This is a genomic window from Vibrio sp. 1401 (assembly GCF_033340295.1).
On sequence record NZ_JAWOWF010000863.1, the window covers coordinates 1 to 512 of the forward strand.

The 512-nt window shown below is 46.5% G+C and carries 1 protein-coding gene; it reads right to left on the minus strand.

Translation table 11 applies throughout. The features are described from left to right. On the minus strand, positions 1–506 hold a 506-nt coding region (locus R7Z77_RS28585), incomplete at its 3' end, for an AraC family transcriptional regulator (protein WP_411913230.1). Positions 507–512 lie beyond the last annotated feature (6 nt).

Here is a 512-nt window from a genome sequence, read left to right on the forward strand (position 1 = left end):
GGAGAGCGTGACAAATAGCGACTGAGTTTTTCGCTAAATGAGGTGTTCGAGCTGGTAAAAAGTCGATGCAATAATCCCCTTTCCGCTAACTGCTGATACAACCCCAACACCCAATAACGTTGCGTCGCTTCACTCAAGCTCTCTTGCTCAAAAGAAAACAGCGCATTCAGCGTTGCTTGCAACGCTTTATCTGTCTCCACCGCGGGTACATTTTCGCCAAGCACATTGCTCATACTCAGCTCCAGCATGTCATCACTCGGTACACAGTGAAAGCTGAACATTCGAGAGAGAAAACGCCCTTGCTGAGGAAGGTTTTCAAAATTCAGCGAAGCGTTTGCTTCACAAAGCATGATATTAGGATGAAGAATATCGAACGCTTCGTCTTTCCAAAACAGACGCTTACTCCCTTTAATGATCTGGATAATACTCGGGGAGTGAATCCTGACGTTACGTAGCTTTTGCTGCTGCTCCGCACGAAACAGCGTCACTTGATATTGATGCCCCATCTTCTC